Source organism: Streptococcus oralis (assembly GCF_026782375.1).
Lineage (GTDB): Bacteria > Bacillota > Bacilli > Lactobacillales > Streptococcaceae > Streptococcus > Streptococcus oralis_CL.
In genome coordinates this window covers 429,489-444,524 of record NZ_JAKUWJ010000001.1, presented here as the reverse complement: position 1 = coordinate 444,524, position 15,036 = coordinate 429,489, and the positions used below count along the sequence as shown (strand labels likewise).

Annotated in this window: 23 protein-coding genes and 2 pseudogenes; 21 read left to right on the top strand and 4 right to left on the bottom strand. The window is 37.6% G+C overall.

Annotated features, from left to right (window positions below; translation table 11 throughout):
- The first annotated feature begins 81 nt into the window (after positions 1-81).
- The 8 genes from MK409_RS02170 (at position 82) to MK409_RS02135 (ending at position 4,579) form a co-directional block, all read left to right on the top strand.
- Positions 82-597: an SMI1/KNR4 family protein gene (locus MK409_RS02170; protein WP_268705173.1), complete on the top strand. Its 516-nt coding sequence runs from the start codon at positions 82-84 to the stop codon at positions 595-597.
- 270 nt (positions 598-867) lie between these two features.
- The gene (locus tag MK409_RS02165; RefSeq protein ID WP_244969517.1) at positions 868-1,014 is read left to right on the top strand and encodes a hypothetical protein; all 147 of its coding nucleotides are present in this window, start codon (positions 868-870) and stop codon (positions 1,012-1,014) included.
- A gap of 43 nt (positions 1,015-1,057) precedes the next feature.
- A complete protein-coding gene (locus MK409_RS02160; RefSeq protein ID WP_268705172.1) occupies positions 1,058-1,231 on the top strand; it encodes a hypothetical protein in 174 nt (57 codons plus the stop codon).
- Positions 1,232-1,437: 206 nt separating this feature from the next.
- Positions 1,438-1,761, top strand: coding sequence for a sel1 repeat family protein (locus tag MK409_RS02155; protein ID WP_268705171.1), 324 nt, complete (start codon positions 1,438-1,440; stop codon positions 1,759-1,761).
- Between the two features lie 136 nt (positions 1,762-1,897).
- Positions 1,898-2,482: a hypothetical protein gene (locus tag MK409_RS02150; RefSeq protein ID WP_209283186.1), complete on the top strand. Its 585-nt coding sequence runs from the start codon at positions 1,898-1,900 to the stop codon at positions 2,480-2,482.
- Positions 2,483-2,505: 23 nt separating this feature from the next.
- Positions 2,506-2,853 (top strand): NTF2 fold immunity protein, encoded by a 348-nt coding sequence (locus MK409_RS02145; protein WP_268705170.1) that lies wholly within the window; start codon positions 2,506-2,508, stop codon positions 2,851-2,853.
- 115 nt (positions 2,854-2,968) lie between these two features.
- Entirely contained in the window at positions 2,969-3,469 is a 501-nt protein-coding gene (locus MK409_RS02140) for an SMI1/KNR4 family protein (protein WP_268705169.1), read from the top strand.
- 174 nt (positions 3,470-3,643) lie between these two features.
- A complete protein-coding gene (locus MK409_RS02135; RefSeq protein ID WP_268705168.1) occupies positions 3,644-4,579 on the top strand; it encodes a hypothetical protein in 936 nt (311 codons plus the stop codon).
- Between the two features lie 154 nt (positions 4,580-4,733).
- Here MK409_RS02135 and MK409_RS02130 read toward each other — a convergent pair whose 3' ends face one another.
- On the bottom strand, positions 4,734-5,030 hold the full coding sequence (locus MK409_RS02130) for a hypothetical protein (protein ID WP_268705167.1): 297 nt from the start codon (positions 5,028-5,030) through the stop codon (positions 4,734-4,736).
- A gap of 39 nt (positions 5,031-5,069) precedes the next feature.
- Here MK409_RS02130 and MK409_RS02125 point away from each other — a divergent pair, with 39 nt between their 5' ends.
- The 13 genes and pseudogenes from MK409_RS02125 to MK409_RS02070 all read left to right on the top strand — a co-directional run bounded on the left by MK409_RS02125 (position 5,070) and on the right by MK409_RS02070 (position 11,549).
- Positions 5,070-5,420 carry an Imm10 family immunity protein gene (locus tag MK409_RS02125; protein ID WP_033629660.1) on the top strand — a complete coding sequence of 117 codons (351 nt, stop codon included), beginning with the start codon at positions 5,070-5,072 and terminating at the stop codon, positions 5,418-5,420.
- Positions 5,420-5,785 carry a hypothetical protein gene (locus MK409_RS02120; protein WP_268705166.1) on the top strand — a complete coding sequence of 122 codons (366 nt, stop codon included), beginning with the start codon at positions 5,420-5,422 and terminating at the stop codon, positions 5,783-5,785. The genes MK409_RS02125 and MK409_RS02120 overlap by 1 nt, the downstream gene beginning before the upstream one ends.
- A 94-nt stretch (positions 5,786-5,879) precedes the next feature.
- Entirely contained in the window at positions 5,880-6,023 is a 144-nt protein-coding gene (locus MK409_RS08985) for an RHS domain-containing protein (RefSeq protein WP_419152989.1), read from the top strand.
- 134 nt (positions 6,024-6,157) lie between these two features.
- Positions 6,158-6,493, top strand: coding sequence for a hypothetical protein (locus tag MK409_RS02115; protein WP_268705165.1), 336 nt, complete (start codon positions 6,158-6,160; stop codon positions 6,491-6,493).
- Entirely contained in the window at positions 6,483-6,818 is a 336-nt protein-coding gene (locus MK409_RS02110; protein ID WP_033629656.1) for a DUF6984 family protein, read from the top strand. Before MK409_RS02115 ends, MK409_RS02110 begins: the two co-directional genes overlap by 11 nt.
- A gap of 308 nt (positions 6,819-7,126) precedes the next feature.
- Positions 7,127-7,354 (top strand): annotated as a pseudogene (locus MK409_RS02105) (RHS repeat-associated core domain-containing protein); the annotation flags it as partial.
- Positions 7,355-7,765: 411 nt separating this feature from the next.
- Positions 7,766-8,299 carry a hypothetical protein gene (locus MK409_RS02100; RefSeq protein ID WP_268705164.1) on the top strand — a complete coding sequence of 178 codons (534 nt, stop codon included), beginning with the start codon at positions 7,766-7,768 and terminating at the stop codon, positions 8,297-8,299.
- A gap of 98 nt (positions 8,300-8,397) precedes the next feature.
- Positions 8,398-8,703, top strand: coding sequence for an RHS domain-containing protein (locus MK409_RS02095; protein ID WP_268705620.1), 306 nt, complete (start codon positions 8,398-8,400; stop codon positions 8,701-8,703).
- 105 nt (positions 8,704-8,808) lie between these two features.
- A complete protein-coding gene (locus MK409_RS02090; protein ID WP_268705163.1) occupies positions 8,809-9,084 on the top strand; it encodes a hypothetical protein in 276 nt (91 codons plus the stop codon).
- Between the two features lie 194 nt (positions 9,085-9,278).
- Positions 9,279-9,602, top strand: coding sequence for a hypothetical protein (locus MK409_RS02085; protein WP_061586953.1), 324 nt, complete (start codon positions 9,279-9,281; stop codon positions 9,600-9,602).
- A 228-nt stretch (positions 9,603-9,830) separates the two neighbouring features.
- Positions 9,831-10,280, top strand: a complete 450-nt coding sequence (locus tag MK409_RS02080) for a hypothetical protein (protein ID WP_268705162.1) — start codon at positions 9,831-9,833, stop codon at positions 10,278-10,280.
- Between the two features lie 169 nt (positions 10,281-10,449).
- Positions 10,450-10,641: pseudogene (locus tag MK409_RS02075) on the top strand (RHS repeat-associated core domain-containing protein); the annotation flags it as partial.
- Between the two features lie 407 nt (positions 10,642-11,048).
- Positions 11,049-11,549 (top strand): SMI1/KNR4 family protein, encoded by a 501-nt coding sequence (locus tag MK409_RS02070; RefSeq protein WP_268705161.1) that lies wholly within the window; start codon positions 11,049-11,051, stop codon positions 11,547-11,549.
- Between the two features lie 425 nt (positions 11,550-11,974).
- Here the strand turns inward: MK409_RS02070 and ftsY are convergent, their stop codons facing one another.
- Genes ftsY through MK409_RS02055 form a run of 3 tightly spaced genes read right to left on the bottom strand, consistent with a single transcriptional unit; the run spans position 11,975 to position 14,895 of the window.
- The gene (gene ftsY / locus MK409_RS02065; protein ID WP_268705160.1) at positions 11,975-13,282 is read right to left on the bottom strand and encodes a signal recognition particle-docking protein FtsY; all 1,308 of its coding nucleotides are present in this window, start codon (positions 13,280-13,282) and stop codon (positions 11,975-11,977) included.
- Between the two features lie 3 nt (positions 13,283-13,285).
- Entirely contained in the window at positions 13,286-14,104 is an 819-nt protein-coding gene (locus MK409_RS02060) for a Cof-type HAD-IIB family hydrolase (RefSeq protein WP_268705159.1), read from the bottom strand.
- A complete protein-coding gene (locus MK409_RS02055) occupies positions 14,104-14,895 on the bottom strand; it encodes a Cof-type HAD-IIB family hydrolase (protein WP_268705158.1) in 792 nt (263 codons plus the stop codon). Before MK409_RS02055 ends, MK409_RS02060 begins: the two co-directional genes overlap by 1 nt.
- Positions 14,896-15,036 lie beyond the last annotated feature (141 nt).

Sequence of the window (15,036 nt, the reverse complement as noted above, 5' to 3'; positions counted from 1 at the left end):
GCATGCATGAACCCCCTAATCTTAACGATATGGTATTGAAGGAAATATGCTTCTATCAAAAAATTTATGGAGGATACTTTTGTGTTCAAATTAAAATTATTTCCCGAGGATTTTTTTAATCTATGTATTAAGCGTAAAGTAGAAATTAAAAAGTTAGATAAACTTCCTAAGCTGGATAATAACTATTTGTTATTTATTACTAAGTATCAGGAGATAGAGATAATACCTGATATTTCTCTTTTTAATTATGAAAAGGCTTTAAATGAAAATAGATACTTAGAGTGTCATTATCCCGAAATATCAAGGTGTTTTTGGAGTATTGGACAAGCAGGACAGGGAGACGGATGGTTTTTAAATAAAATAGATAATACCATTTTTCATTATAATCATGATGCTGGAGAGTATACCAGATCTGGATTTACAAATTTAGGGATAGATTTCTCACAATTTATCCAGTTGGCTTTGTTATACAGAGATTTAGAATACCTATTAGATGAAGGAGAGATACTTACGGAAAATATAAAAACTGAGTTTATATATTCAGTAAATAGTATAAGCAATAATTTGTTTAATGTTTATCCATTTAAGTATTTTTAATTGGAATATTCAATAAATTTATTAAGTAAGCCGTAGTCCGTATGAAACCTTCAGTCCTGACATAGGGGGTGTGTAGTACGCACTTTCAGCCTTTCAGACGACCTCGAAGAGGAAACCGGATTCGTTTGGGACGGCAGATATACCTATATCTACACCGTTCCCGACAGCTACGACCCCTTGGCGCAAGTCCACGACTGGACAACTGAAGATGGCGAAAGCTGACAACAAACCCACTACTTCCACTACTACCAAATCGGCATCCCGAGAGAAATGACCGATGGTGAAGGCAACCTGGTTTGGTTCGGGGATTATTATGGTTGGGGTAAACTGAAGAGCGAAACGAACGTAACGGGAACAGCGCACCAACCCTTCCGATTGGGTTGTGGGTGGAGAGAATCTGTATCAGTTTGCACCTAATACCTAAGTATGGGTCGATTGGTTAGGTTTAGCTGGACTTGATATGAATTTATTCCCAGCTAATGAAGACATACACTCTTACGTTCAAAAAGTTGCCAATAAATCGAATACTTTCCAAGTAGGAGGGCATGACAATCCTTCGTTGATGGTAGATGGGGCTACAGGTGAAAGATTAGATACTAAAAAATTAGCAGCTAGAATTTTAAAAAAATCCTAACTATGAATCAGGTATGACGGTTGAGATTTTATCCTGTAATACAGGAAAAGGAGCAAACCCTCTCGGAAAACAAATTGCTAATGAATTAAATACTATAGTTAAATCATCAAATGAATATCTTTGGTTCCCAAGTAACGGGAAATTAACACCGATGGGAATCAACACCTTTAATATCATGTAAACAACAACCAGAAAGGAATGAGAAAATGACTAATTGCATATCAACAGGTAGTATTTATTGGATTTCAGATGAAGAAATTCATATTCTCGAAGAGAAGACCACTAATGGAGATAAAAACTCAGCATTTAAATTGTATCAATACCATATGTTTGTATCTTTAGATCAAGATTTGGAATTTAAATGGCTAGAGATAGCGGCAAAAAATGGACATCCAATTGCCCAATTCAATTTAGCTGATTTATTTTTCACACAAGGCTATAAAGAGAAAGCCATATTTTGGGCTAAAAAGGCATATAGAAATGGTGCCAAACTACCAGACGAATTAAAAATATTGATAAATATCAATTAATTAATAAGATTTAGCCGATTATCGTTACAAACCTAAAACTTCTGGAGGAGGAGAATTAAGAAAAAAAGCCAAGAAATTTCTTAGAAAATTGAAAAAAGCAGGTAAGAAATGCCCTTAAATTTTTAGGAGAATTTAAATGAAAAAAAATGGATACGTTAATTTTAACTTTTTAGATTGTAAACCCAATATAAATAATATATTAGTTGGGCTAGATTTAGACTATTCAAATAAAGTGATAGCGCCAGATGGTCATGAGTTAGCATTGGTTGCTTTTATACCAATTGAAAATCTATTAACAATTGCACCTCAATTAAAAACAGATTTTCAGGATAAGGAATATAAAGATAAAGCAATTTACGTTTTTTCTTATTATGATGAAGAAGATTATTTTCTTGACTACATTACTGAAATTGACGATGCTATTCAAGGATACACGAGAGTTATCATCGGAGATAAACATCAGTTCAAGTTTAACCTAGATAAATTTTATCCAATTAATCCTATTGAGAATTTAGATGAAATGAGTTTTTTAGGAGGACGACCTGAATATTTACAGCAAGAGAGTGATGATTTTCTAGAAAAATATATTTTCATAGGTCAAATCTTAGGAATGGATCTACCTGAAAAAGTAAATGAAATTTTTTATCTAACTGAGAACATCGGATATATTTTTATAAATCGAGATCTATCTGGTGGATTATTCTTCGTACAAACAACTTAAACAAAACTAAAAAGGATTAAATTATGAATGATAGTATTGAAACTATATTAAATAGTTTTCTGATGGAAATGTATAAATGGGAAGACAACGCTAATAAGCATATTGATGCAGGCACAGATATTCCTGATGAGATATTGAAACAAACACTAAAGGAAATATACGATAAATACCTAACAGATAAACCAAGAAAAATGGGAAAGTTAGAATGTACGACTATTAACTACCCTCCAACATTCAATCCGAACAATGAGAAAATCATTGAAATAGAAGAAAAAGGTAGCTCTATAACTGTAAAAAGTGATGTGCTTTACGCTGGAATGGAAACACAAAGACTTTATAAATTTAAAAAAAGGCAGGCCTCTGGAAATTAGATAATGTAAAAGAATTTGATAGTTATGATGGGAAATGGTATTCTATACATATATAAATTAAAGTAATTAGCAAACCGTAGCCTGCACAAAAACTCTCAGTCCTAAGGAGTATTTTATGAAAATCAAAGAATTAATTGAAAAATTAGAACAAAAAAGTAGCCATCAATTTTTGAAAGCAATATCAAAACCAGAATTTGCTTTTTCTTTGCCACAAGATTTAAAATTCTTTTATGAAAATTATGAATATGCTATTCTCAATATTAATACTTCTTGTGAGATAAGAATCAGTTCACTTTCAGAATTGCAACCAACAAACCAAATTCTATATCCAGCTGATGATGTTATTTGGGAGGAGTTGGCAGATGATATCAGTAATGATTGGTTCATGATTGCATCTTCACAAGAGCTCAGTCAATATATCAGCATAGATTTAAATGAAAAAAGATTTGGTTTTTGTTATGATAGTTTTATAGAAACTCATGCTACACCTGATGAGTCTCCCATTATTGCTAAGTCATTTACAGAACTACTGGAGAAATTGGTTTCAAATGAAAAAGAATGGTTTTGGTTAGATTCCTCTTTTCAAAGCTATGGTGATGCTTATGAAGATGAATAAGTAAGTTGCAGCCCTTATGAAACCCTCAATCACAACAGAGAGTATATTTGGAGTGCACGTAAGTAATTTCTAATTTTCAGACGGCCTCTAGCAAATCGCCTTACCCGACTTCGGCGTACGGCTACTGTTTGCTGAAGTCGATTCCGGACATGGTAATCAATATAGGAGTAAAAAATGAGCAAAAAACCAACCGCCGCCATGAAACGCGCCCTTAACGACATAATTGAAAATGTTACCGTTACCAATGACGAGGACTACCAACACAAACACGGCTATCTGGACGAATACATCCGCCAAGGCATTACCCTGTTCACCGACCGCTGGTATGACGACTTTTTGGAGACGGACTGTGAAGTCAGCTACACCGCCACCGAAGTCATATATGATTTGCATCTTGAATTGTGCATCCCGCTTGCCGAATTCCTGCAAGCCCCGAGCGAAAGCATGTTCCGCGCCATGATGGCAAAAGCCTATTTCCTCACCATGGGCTATGTGCGCCACCACCTCACCGGCAAACCGCTAGATACCGGAGTCAGCGTCAGAGACAGCCAATTCGCCTTCCTCGCCTCCCTCTTTTTCAGCCGCGACGAACAAGCCCTCAACTTCGCCGCCCTGCAAACCATCATTGCCAACCCAGTCGAATGCATCCGACCGCAGGAAACCGATGCCGCCCGCACCCTCATCCCCCTGTCGTTCCGCCTCGCCCAAGACCATCTTGCCCTGCCGATTGACCAAACGCAGCCAGATTTGTTCGCCTTCTCCGAACTCTACCAAACCGCCTACGCAGGCTTTGACAGTAGCGACGCCGAACAGGTGAAACAGATTTTCAACGACCTCGCCGACTATCACATTCAGCAAAGCCGCACCGACAAAAATCGCTACCCCGAATTTGAATACCCGCTGGAACAATGGATGCCGTGGGAAATCCTCGCCCTGCTGCGCCTGCGTACGCAAAAAGGCTTGGACAACAGTATGATTAACCACCCGCTGATTACTCCGTTTCTCCCCTTTGTCGGCTTAGAACCGGGCGGCTTTTTCGACGACGCGCAAAAAAACCTGCGTCGCGCCGTGTTCAAAGAATTTGGTTACCAACCTGTTGTTGATTTATAAATATCTGTGGCAACAAGCGTGCGTTGGGGGGCTAAACTCAACCCAAAGCAGCCTGAAATCCTTGTTTTCCTGTTTTCAGCAAGCCGTAGCCCGCACAAAACCTTTAGTTTTGACGTAGGGTATGTGCAGTACACACTCACGCATTTTCTGTTTTTCAAACGACCTCACTATCTTCTTTTGAGATCATCTGAATCATTTGTTCTTTAACAATCTTGTTTCCGAAGACGAGTGTTTCTACATCAACTGCCTTGCCTCCGTCACCATCAACGGCAAAGAACTGGTGCGCTATGACTACGACCACTTCGGCAACCTGATCCACCGCGAACTGGCCGACGGCGAAGTACAGAACTATTTCTACGATTTGCACGACCAACTGGTTAAAGCGGAAATCTTCAAAAAAGAACTCGTAAAGCACCTCGCCCAGCTGGAAAAAAACGACAAATACCTCCACCTGGAAAATGTTAAGAAACAATATGTTAAGGAATTGTTTATGGAAATTATTTCAAGAAATACGTATTACAAAATAGAAGATGATATTCTTACTATTGCATTTGCAGATAGTGACAAACCTAACCCTGATAATTACTTAATCTTGCAAAGAGAAGTTGATGACTTAGAATACTATTATTATGAAATTAATAGTCAACAATATTCAGGGGTAGGTGGCTTCAAAAAGGTAGAAATTTATTCTGATAAATTAGTTATTTATTTTCAAGAAAAACAAAAAATTTATCAAAATAGTATTGAAAATCTAATTATTACTTATATATCTGATAAAAGATTAAATGAATATATTGAGTATATTTTTGGGGAATCTGATTGTGAGGTTGTAGTTTGCTAATGAAAAATAAATCTATGTGGAACCCAGTAGTAATTTCATTTGATGAGTCCGATGATGAAGGTTTGTCATATATCTACTTTGATTTTGGAAATTTTCATTATTTCACCCTAACCTTCAATCAAGATGAAGATGATCAAATATACCTTGAATTCAATGAACAAACGTTTTCAATCGAAAGCAATAACGTTGCTTATGATTTAAAAGGTAATACTTTATCATTCGATTTCGGAGAAGATATTCAGAAATCTTTGAAAATCGAGAAACATATTGATATTGAAATAAATATAGACACTGATATGGTTTCGTTTAGGAAAACACTAGAAAATATTTTTTTAGCAAAAAACAGATGGAGCGCACGTAAGTAATTTCTAATTTTCAGACGGCCTCGAAGAGGAAACCGGATTCGTTTGGGACGGTAGATATACCTATATCCACACCGATCCCGACAGCAACGACCCCTTGGCACAGGTACACAACCGGACCAACGAAGAAGTCGAAAAACGTCAACAAACCCACTACTTCCACTACGACCAAATCGGCATCCCACGTGAGATGACCGATAAAGACGGCAACCTCTTGTGGTTCGGAAACTACACCGGCTAGGACCGTCTGAAAGAAGAAACCAGAGTAACGGATAACACATACCAGCCGTTGAGGTTGCAAAACCAGTATTGCGACCGCAAAACGGGCTGCATTACAACTTCTTCAGCTATTATGAACCTGATGCGGGTCGGTTTGTGAATCAGGATCCAATTAGGCTATGGGGTGGGGAGAATTTTTATCAATTTGCATTTAACGCAAAAACTTGGTTTGACCCATTAGGTCTATTAAATATACAGTTTGGAAGTAATCCTAATCAAATTTATCACGCCTTTCGGCATACTGATGATTTAGGATTAGATAGAGAGTTAGTAAAAAAAGCAGTAATAGCCGATTTATCCAAATGTGCTAATCAAGTCCCAAATGGCAAACCTTTTAATCAAAAAATTACAGTAAATTGTATAGATATTCAATATACAGCATTTGAATTAAAAAATGGTACTTTAAATGTAAGGAGGATACATGGAATTTAATAAACGACCGCTTACAAGTAATGAGGTTAATCTACTCAAAATTTTATTGGCTAATAAAAAGCCCCAATATGATAGTTTAAAAACCTCTTTTACTGATAGTGTTATTTCTCTTGATGATGGGGGGATGGGTAGCATTTCATTTTTAAATGAGCATAATGAAAAAAACAATCTAGAAATTATAGCTATATCAGAATATCAATTTAATGACAAAGATGATGTCCCTGTATTAGCGACGTTATACTCTTATAGCGATGGAAGATTATATGAACTAGATATATGGAAGGTAGATTTTAGCCCACTGTTAGCCTATCCAAATGAAGAATAATCTAAACCGAATCCAAACGAGATGTATTAGGACGGCTGATCCACACCCTTGCCCGCGACGGCGGCGACAGAGTTCGGGAAACCGCTTACCAATACGCCCCGGACGGCAGACAGATCAACTATCTGTATTACGGTAGCCGACACCTGCACCAAATCAGCCTCGACGACGAAGTCATTACCGACATCGAACGCGATAAGCTGCACCGCGAAATCTTCCGCACACAGGGCAAATTCTCCAGCCGCTACGAACTCGATCCCCTAGGTCGTCTGAAAAAGAATTAGAGGGTTTACAAGAACGCTCATCAGCCGTTTAGATTGCAAAACCAATACTTCGATGAAGAGACGGGGTTGCATTACAACTTCTTCAGGTATTATGAGTCGGATGCAGGGCAATTTATCAATCAGGACTCAATCGGATTACTTGGTGGAGAGAATTTATATAGATTTGCACCTAATGTGCAAATCTGGGTTGATCCAAGTGGAAACATTGCATTCATTCCAATATTAATTGTTGCTGCCTTCTGGAGCTGCTACTGATGCTTGCATTCAAGTAGTTTCTAACATAGCAAATGCAAAAAATGGAGTGATATCGACTATGGAAGAGTTGCAACTAGTGGTGCTATCGGTGCAGTAGTTGGACCAACATTAGGGAAGGTTGGCAAATTAGCTGCCAGTAAATGTAAAAATTCCTTTGGCCCTGCAAAAAACTGGTATAGAAAGAAACCATCCTATAGCAAGTCTGGAGGGTTTAAAACTCAAAACTCTATTTCATGGGGTGCTTCTCCAGCTAAAAATGGAAAATATGTTAGTCAAATAGGAAATCCCACACTAAGAAGGTTTAATCAATATATTCGAAATAAACACCTGCCTCCAAGTAGATTATGGTGGAGAACTAAAGATCCAGGGCATTTTCATATCAAAAAGTAAATAAATATAGAGGATTGGAAAATGTATAAAAGAATTCAAAGAGAAAGTAGTGAAAAAAACACTCAGATTAACTTGAAAAATATTTTAGAAAAAGTAAATAAGAGTCCAAATTACCGCTGCTTTTTATGTGCAACTGGGTTAGATTTAAAATTTTTTGAATCTCTATCTAAAAATCATAATGTTAAGATTATATGGCATGGTAACCTTAAAAAAGGCTTTTTTGGTTTTTTGTTAAAATTCATTCCAAGTCGTATAGGAATTATTGAATTTTTAAAACCAATTGACGAAGATTATTTTGAAAATCTTTTATATGATTGCGGTCCCTCTCTAACAACTATAGTTATTATGAGCAATGAAAATAAAATCCCAAATTTCATAAGCTCATTTCAAAATAATCCAAGTCTAGAAAATTTTGAATCGAGCATACTAGAAGATGACAATGCTCTAATTTATGTCATTGGTGTCAGCGATATCGATGATAGTATTAATTACGAGGAAATAGTCTTTACACAGGATGCATGGTTAGATATTCTTAATAACAAACCACATGACTAATATGCTAGAAATCGTCGAGTTGTTTACACAACAGCAAGTTGTAGCCTGAATATGCAGGTTGTGTACCGTACGCACGCGGTTTCGCCTATCGAAACCTCATTAATGAAGACGGAGAAAGCGACCAACAGACCCACTACTTCCACTGCGACCACATCGGCATACCGAGGGAGATGATCGACATCCACGGTAATCTGTTGTGGTACGGCGAATACACCGCCTGGAGTCGTCTGAAAAAGGACGAACGCGTCTATCGGAACGCGCATCAGCCGTTCAGACTGCAAAACCAATACTTCGATGAAGAGACCGGACTGCATTACAACCTGATGCGGTATTACGAGCCTGAGGCCGGGCGGTTTGTGAATCAGGAAAAGATTATGCTATGGATAAAGCAACAGGATGTTTAAAAGGACATGATGATCCACAAGGAACAGGACATGGAAAGTACCCGCACATAAATATTAGACATCTGGATGGAAAAAAGTGCGTATTGATGTTATAGGAGAATAGATATGTTAAATTTATCTAATTTACAAACAAAAGGATATGATGAACTTATTGAAATTGATGGAGAAGTTGTTTATCAAGTGTTTGCTATTAAGAAAAGTAATGGAATTTATATTACATATTACTATACGGTACCCAAAAATAAATTGGATCAGGCTGAAGATTATGAGATAGAAGAATTCAATGAATTTAATGAATTTGAATTAGCTATAAAACATATTCAATCAAAAGGAGCAAATCTATCAAGATTTAATGTATTTAAAGGTAACAAGCCTCTTTAAGACCATTTTTAGACCATAGGTTGGGTCGACGAGACCCAACAAAACATAAGGTAAGCTCTCCAGCCGTTACGAACTAGACCCCCTAGGCCGTCTGAAAAGGCAAATCCAGCAGCGAACTGTTCTCCTTCAATCCCGCCCACAATATCCTCGACATCCCGACGAAAAAGGTCAAACCATACTAACCAGGAAATAATATGAATACTATTTTTAAACTAAATGAAAAATTGGAAAACTTACCCTCTATTTTAAGTATTGAGGATGAATTATTTTTTATCGATAGATTACAAACGTTACCTATTGATGAAATTAGGAAAAATAAAGAAATATTTAAAAGAATTATCTCAGCTATCCAAGAATCTCACCAAGACAACGGGATATTTGAAATAACAGATGAAAATATTAAGACTTTCTTTGAATTTGTTATCTGGATTAGAAATTTAAAAAAACTATATCACCTTGATTTTGAGAAATATATAGATGGGTTAGACACAAATTTTGATGGTTCACAACAAATTTGATCCTCAAATGAAAAAACTATACAGCAAGACGTAATGAGTAAAACTCGTGGAGACAATAAAGGATTTACATTAAGAGAATTAAATTCACGGGGTAATGAATTTACTGATCGTTACATTCAATACCACCCAGGGAGCCCTAGGCATTATGAGGGAGCACCTTATTGGAAAGTATCTTCTGGTAAAGGTGGAACGCAAAGATTTCCTGCAGAATAATATGAAAGGTTGATAATGAATATTTATGATGAAATTATCCCCGCGAAGAGTTTAGGGGGAATCAGATTAAAAGACAATATTAAAAATTACTCCAGTATCATTAATGAATATAATTTAAATGGAAAATTAAAATTTTTTCAAACTAATATTTATTCATGCAGATATATATTTACTGATATCCCAATTGAAATTAACGTAGATATTACTTCAGGAGAAATTTATAAAATTTCTGCATTAGAAGGATATCAAGGCAAATTCAGAACTATTAAAATAGGAATACCTATTAATGATATCTTAAATTCTAATTTAGGTTTCTATTACGATGAATGTGAAGAAGCTTTTTTTTCAAAAATTATTGAAGGAATTGCACTGGAAGTTTCTGAAGATGACCCTCCGTTCGAAGAAGCTATCAAAATGAATATAAAATATATCTCTGTTTTTGATCCAACCGCTTTTGATAAATAAATATAATTAAGCGTTGAATATTAATTGATTATGACTAAACAGAAATTCAAATAGTTGTCCTAGGTTAGGTTGAGACTCAATGTTCCAGTAAGATTGTCTGAAAGAGGAAATCAAGGTAACGGATAGCGCATACCACCCCTTCCGCCTGCAGAACTAGTATGCCGACCGTGAGACGGGGCTGCATTACAACTTCTTCAGGTATTATGAGCCTGATGCGGGTCGGTTTGTGAACCAGGATCCTATCTTACTATTAGGTGGGAGCAATTTGTATAGTTTTGCTTCTAATACAAATGCTTGGTTTGGTCCATTAGGTTTGAAGAGAAAACGGAATAAGAAGCTTAGAAGAATTATTCCAGTATGATGATATTATGGATGATGTTGATAAGTGGTCACTGATTCCTGTTAGTCAAAGACAAAAATATTTGATTAAGGATAAACTACCTAGTGCAAAACAAAGAAGCGTCCAACAAAATCGCATGATGCGTAGAAACTTTTCTCGAAGACAAAAAAGCTTAATACGAAAGTGGGAACTTGGAACAGGGCATACATGGCCTGCAGGAGCCACTCCTCATCATATAATTCCACTTAAAAATGGTGGTTCAAATACATGGTGGAGTCCAACTCCTGTGAAACACCCTCATACTGGAACTATACACGGTACTGGGTCTGCCCTACGAACACATTTGCCATATAGCACCCTCAACAGGAATAATTAACTATATTGTTCCTAGATAATAGATATAAAAATTGAATGAAGGATATTAATTTATGGATAATTTTAAAAAAATTCTTGTAGATATACAAGATTTAATCAAATCTAGTAATGGAAACTTAATTAATTATGGAAAATCAAATTTTGTTTTTAAAAAAAGATATGATGTTTCTTTAGATGAGATAAATGATTTTGAAAAAAAATATAAAGTCACATTCCCTAGAATATATAGAGAATTTCTTCTAACAGTAGGATCTTGTACTTTGTTTCAAGATGAGTTACTACCTGGATTCGATTTTTTAGCTCCTAATGAGCTTTATGATTGGTCACAACAAGTTTTTGAAGGAACTGATTGTAATTTATTCCCTAATATCTTAATTACTATTTCCATTCCAAGAACTGGCGATCAAGCTGGTTTCCTTCTTACAAAAGAAAATGAAAATTTTGGTGTTTTTTTTCCTGATGTTCCTCCTGAAGAGTGGGAAGAGGATACTGAATTTGAAAAATTTGAAGACTGGCTAGAAAACTTGATGAAAGAAAAACTAGAGGAAATTTAAAAAATTTTGAACAACCAATTTTAAAAATATTCATTATTTAGCAAATCTAACAAAAATAACACCATGCCGTCTGAAAACACTATCCTAAGCCTTATCAGACGGTCTTTCCCCTTCTTTAACAATTCAACTTCTCACTATCGTTTACGACCGCAGCGGCAAACATCTGTGTGGTGTTGCCTACCGTAACCACATCATGATTGAGCGCAACCAGCAAGCCGTAGCCCGCACAAAACCTTCAGTCCTGACATAGGGGGTGTGTAGTACGCACTCGGTTGCTGTTTTCAGACAATCTTTGTTGTATTGCGTTCAACCGCCACTATACCTACAACAAAGGCGCTAACCAGATATCGCCTATCGTGAAGAAGGTCGTTTATAATAATCAAAAACAATCCTGCAAGATTGACTTGCAGGATATTTATTTTGTATTAAATCAAGCCTTCTAAGAGACCCTTCATAAAGTTTTCTGAGTTAAACTCTCCGATATCATCGATTTTTTCACCGAAACCAATCAATTTTACAGGGATATTAAGTTCTTCGCGGATAGCCAGAACAACACCACCTCGAGCAGTTCCATCAATCTTGGTCAATACAATACCAGTAACAGGGGTGATTTTAGAAAATTCTTTGGCCTGTACTAGAGCGTTCTGACCCGTAGAGGCATCAAGTGCCAGGAATGTTTCATGGGGTGCCTCTGGAACGACACGTTTGATAATGCGACCAATCTTCTCCAACTCGGCCATGAGGTTGTCCTTGTTTTGCAGACGACCAGCCGTATCAATCATGAGAATATCAACACCTTCTGCAACAGCGCGCTCCATCCCATCAAAGACCACACTTGCTGGATCAGCTTTTTCAGGCCCTGTCACAACAGGAACATCCACACGGCGGCCCCATTCTGCTAGCTGGGCAACGGCACCAGCACGGAAGGTATCCGCAGCAACCAGCATGACCTTCTTGCCAGCTTGTTTATATCGATGAGCTAATTTCCCAATAGAAGTTGTTTTCCCAACACCGTTAACACCAACAAAGAGCATGACTGTCAAGCCATCTTGGAAATGGATTTGTTCATCGTAATTGCCATCCTTTTCGTAGAGCTCAACCAATTTCTCGATAATGACACGGCGGAGTGCGTCAGGTTTCTTAGCATTTTCTAATTTGGCTTCATAGCGAAGCTCTTCTGTTAGGTTCGAAGCGACCTGCACACCGACGTCACTCATGATGAGGAGTTCTTCTAATTCCTCAAAAAAGTCTTCATCGACAGAACGGAAGTTGGCAAAGAAGGCATTCAAGCGGGCTCCGAATCCCGTACGCGTTTTCTTAAGACTGCGGTCATATTTTTCCTGAACCGTTTCTTCAACTTGTGGATATTCTTCTACTACTTCAGAAGCTAGATCTTCTTCGAACTCTACAATTTTTGGGTTCTCTTCTTCTAGAATTTCTTCCGACTCTTGGAATTGTTCCAATTCATCAGATTCTAGCTCAAGATCTTCTTGAGTCATTTCCTCGACTGCTTCTGACTCAATCACTTCTTCTGTCGAGACTTGAGGAAGTTCTTCTTGAGCAAGTGTTTCTTCTACTTTTTCTCTTGTTGTCTCTTCCTGACTTGTTTCTTCGATTGCCGTTTGATTTTCTTCAACCTCTTCTGACAAATCAAGATTTTCCAGAGCTTCTTTTACAATATCTTCGATTTTCGGCTCTTCTTTTTTCCCGAATAAACGGTCAAATAATCCCATATTCTAATTCTCCTTTAGCACGTATTCTTCGATAGCCCAAGCAACGGCTTCCTCGTCGTTGGTCATGGGGGTAATGACATTGGCAACTTCTTTAACTGCAGGAACTGCATTTTGCATGGCAACTCCCAGACCTGCCCACTCTATCATAGAAAGGTCATTGGCCTCGTCACCACAAGCCATGACTTGACTTTGGTCGATTCCTAAGTGTTTAATTAATTTCGCTAAACCTGTTGCCTTGTGGACATTTTTCGGCGACCATTCCAATAAGAGTTCTCGCGATTTGAAGATCTCATATTGGTCAAACAATTCTGGAGAAATCTCCTGAATGGCTGCATCCAAGGGTTCTTGGGCAAAGGCAGTCACACATTTATTATAAGTGATCTGACTCGATAGCTCTTCAAAAGCGACCGGCACGAAAGTCAGAGCTGGGTTGAACTTAGCATAGAGACTTTCTTGGTCTGATTGGATTTGATAGACTGTTCCTTCTGAAATGGCATCTAACGGAAGTCCGAGTTTTTCAGTTTCCTCGTACAATCGTGCCACATCGTCGATTGAAAAGACGGTTTTATCGAGAATCTCTCCAGTATTTTTCTGTACCAGACCACCATTAAAGGTGATGGTGTACTCGTCTTCTTGACCGTCAGTTCCTAGCTCATGGAGAAAGAAATCCATAGCCTTTAGAGGACGACCCGTTGTCAGTACGACCTTGATGCCACGATCACGCGCAGCTTTTAAGACTGCCTTAGTTCGATCTGTCAGCTTTTTATCCGTTGTCAGCAAGGTGCCATCCAAATCGAGTGCAATCAATTTAATATCTGCCATTACAAGCCCTCCATATAAGCCATTACTGACTGGTCCTTATGGTGGCCAATCACGGTCTCTGCCAATTCTAAAATCTCTGGTCGCGCGTTTTCAGGAGCGATTGGATGCCCGACGACCTGCATCATGTGAAGGTCATTGAGATTGTCGCCAAACGCCATGACCTGATCCATGCTAAGCCCCAGTTTTTTGGCTAGCTCAACAATAGCCACTCCTTTATCAACATAGTCCAAGACAATATCGATGGATTCAAAACCAGTTGTCATGGCTTTCACACCAGGAACATTTTCATTGACCCAGGCCTCCCCAGCTTCTATCGTATCTTCTGTAAAGTTAGTAGTAAATTTAAAAATCTCATCTGTGATATCTTCCAAACTCGCTACTTTTTGAATATTCTCATTGTAGTGACGACTAATCATGAGATAAGTCTCATCCACTGTTTCCAATACATAACAAGCTTTTTTCCCCGTCAGAAGCATTTTACTTTCATCAAAATAGGGTGATTTCTTTAAAGCATCAAAAGTGCTCAAGTAAAAGTCCCGAGACATCGTAGCCTCGTACATATTTTCCCCATGAAACTCAACGTAGCTGCCATTTTCAGCTATAAAAATCACTTCGTCACGCACATCCGCAAATAGCTTTTTCAAAGACAAGATACCACGACCTGAAGCCACTGCAAAATAAATTCCCTTTTCCTTGTAGGAAACAAGCAAGTTTTTGAGGCGTTCCATATCAAACCGACCCTCTCCGTCTAGAAAGGTTCCATCCATATCGGTTGCTACAAGTTTAATCATAAAATCCTTCATTCTCCAATTGATAAATCTACCTTCTATTATACCATAGATAAGCTAAAAAAGGACTAGTACAGTAGGATTGGCTACTGTATTGCCGTGCTTTATCGGTAAAGTAGAAAAGGGCTTAAAAATTAGAATCGT

Coding starts and splice junctions, on each gene's coding strand:
- MK409_RS02165 (WP_244969517.1), top strand. CDS start 868: ATGACCGATGGTGAAGGCAACCTGGTTTGGTTCGGGGATTATTATGGT.
- MK409_RS02160 (WP_268705172.1), top strand. CDS start 1,058: ATGAATTTATTCCCAGCTAATGAAGACATACACTCTTACGTTCAAAAA.
- MK409_RS02155 (WP_268705171.1), top strand. CDS start 1,438: ATGACTAATTGCATATCAACAGGTAGTATTTATTGGATTTCAGATGAA.
- MK409_RS02150 (WP_209283186.1), top strand. CDS start 1,898: ATGAAAAAAAATGGATACGTTAATTTTAACTTTTTAGATTGTAAACCC.
- MK409_RS02145 (WP_268705170.1), top strand. CDS start 2,506: ATGAATGATAGTATTGAAACTATATTAAATAGTTTTCTGATGGAAATG.
- MK409_RS02140 (WP_268705169.1), top strand. CDS start 2,969: ATGAAAATCAAAGAATTAATTGAAAAATTAGAACAAAAAAGTAGCCAT.
- MK409_RS02135 (WP_268705168.1), top strand. CDS start 3,644: ATGAGCAAAAAACCAACCGCCGCCATGAAACGCGCCCTTAACGACATA.
- MK409_RS02125 (WP_033629660.1), top strand. CDS start 5,070: ATGGAAATTATTTCAAGAAATACGTATTACAAAATAGAAGATGATATT.
- MK409_RS02120 (WP_268705166.1), top strand. CDS start 5,420: ATGAAAAATAAATCTATGTGGAACCCAGTAGTAATTTCATTTGATGAG.
- MK409_RS02110 (WP_033629656.1), top strand. CDS start 6,483: ATGGAATTTAATAAACGACCGCTTACAAGTAATGAGGTTAATCTACTC.
- MK409_RS02100 (WP_268705164.1), top strand. CDS start 7,766: ATGTATAAAAGAATTCAAAGAGAAAGTAGTGAAAAAAACACTCAGATT.
- MK409_RS02090 (WP_268705163.1), top strand. CDS start 8,809: ATGTTAAATTTATCTAATTTACAAACAAAAGGATATGATGAACTTATT.
- MK409_RS02085 (WP_061586953.1), top strand. CDS start 9,279: ATGAATACTATTTTTAAACTAAATGAAAAATTGGAAAACTTACCCTCT.
- MK409_RS02080 (WP_268705162.1), top strand. CDS start 9,831: ATGAATATTTATGATGAAATTATCCCCGCGAAGAGTTTAGGGGGAATC.
- MK409_RS02070 (WP_268705161.1), top strand. CDS start 11,049: ATGGATAATTTTAAAAAAATTCTTGTAGATATACAAGATTTAATCAAA.
- ftsY (WP_268705160.1), bottom strand. CDS start 13,282: ATGGGATTATTTGACCGTTTATTCGGGAAAAAAGAAGAGCCGAAAATC.
- MK409_RS02060 (WP_268705159.1), bottom strand. CDS start 14,104: ATGGCAGATATTAAATTGATTGCACTCGATTTGGATGGCACCTTGCTG.
- MK409_RS02055 (WP_268705158.1), bottom strand. CDS start 14,895: ATGATTAAACTTGTAGCAACCGATATGGATGGAACCTTTCTAGACGGA.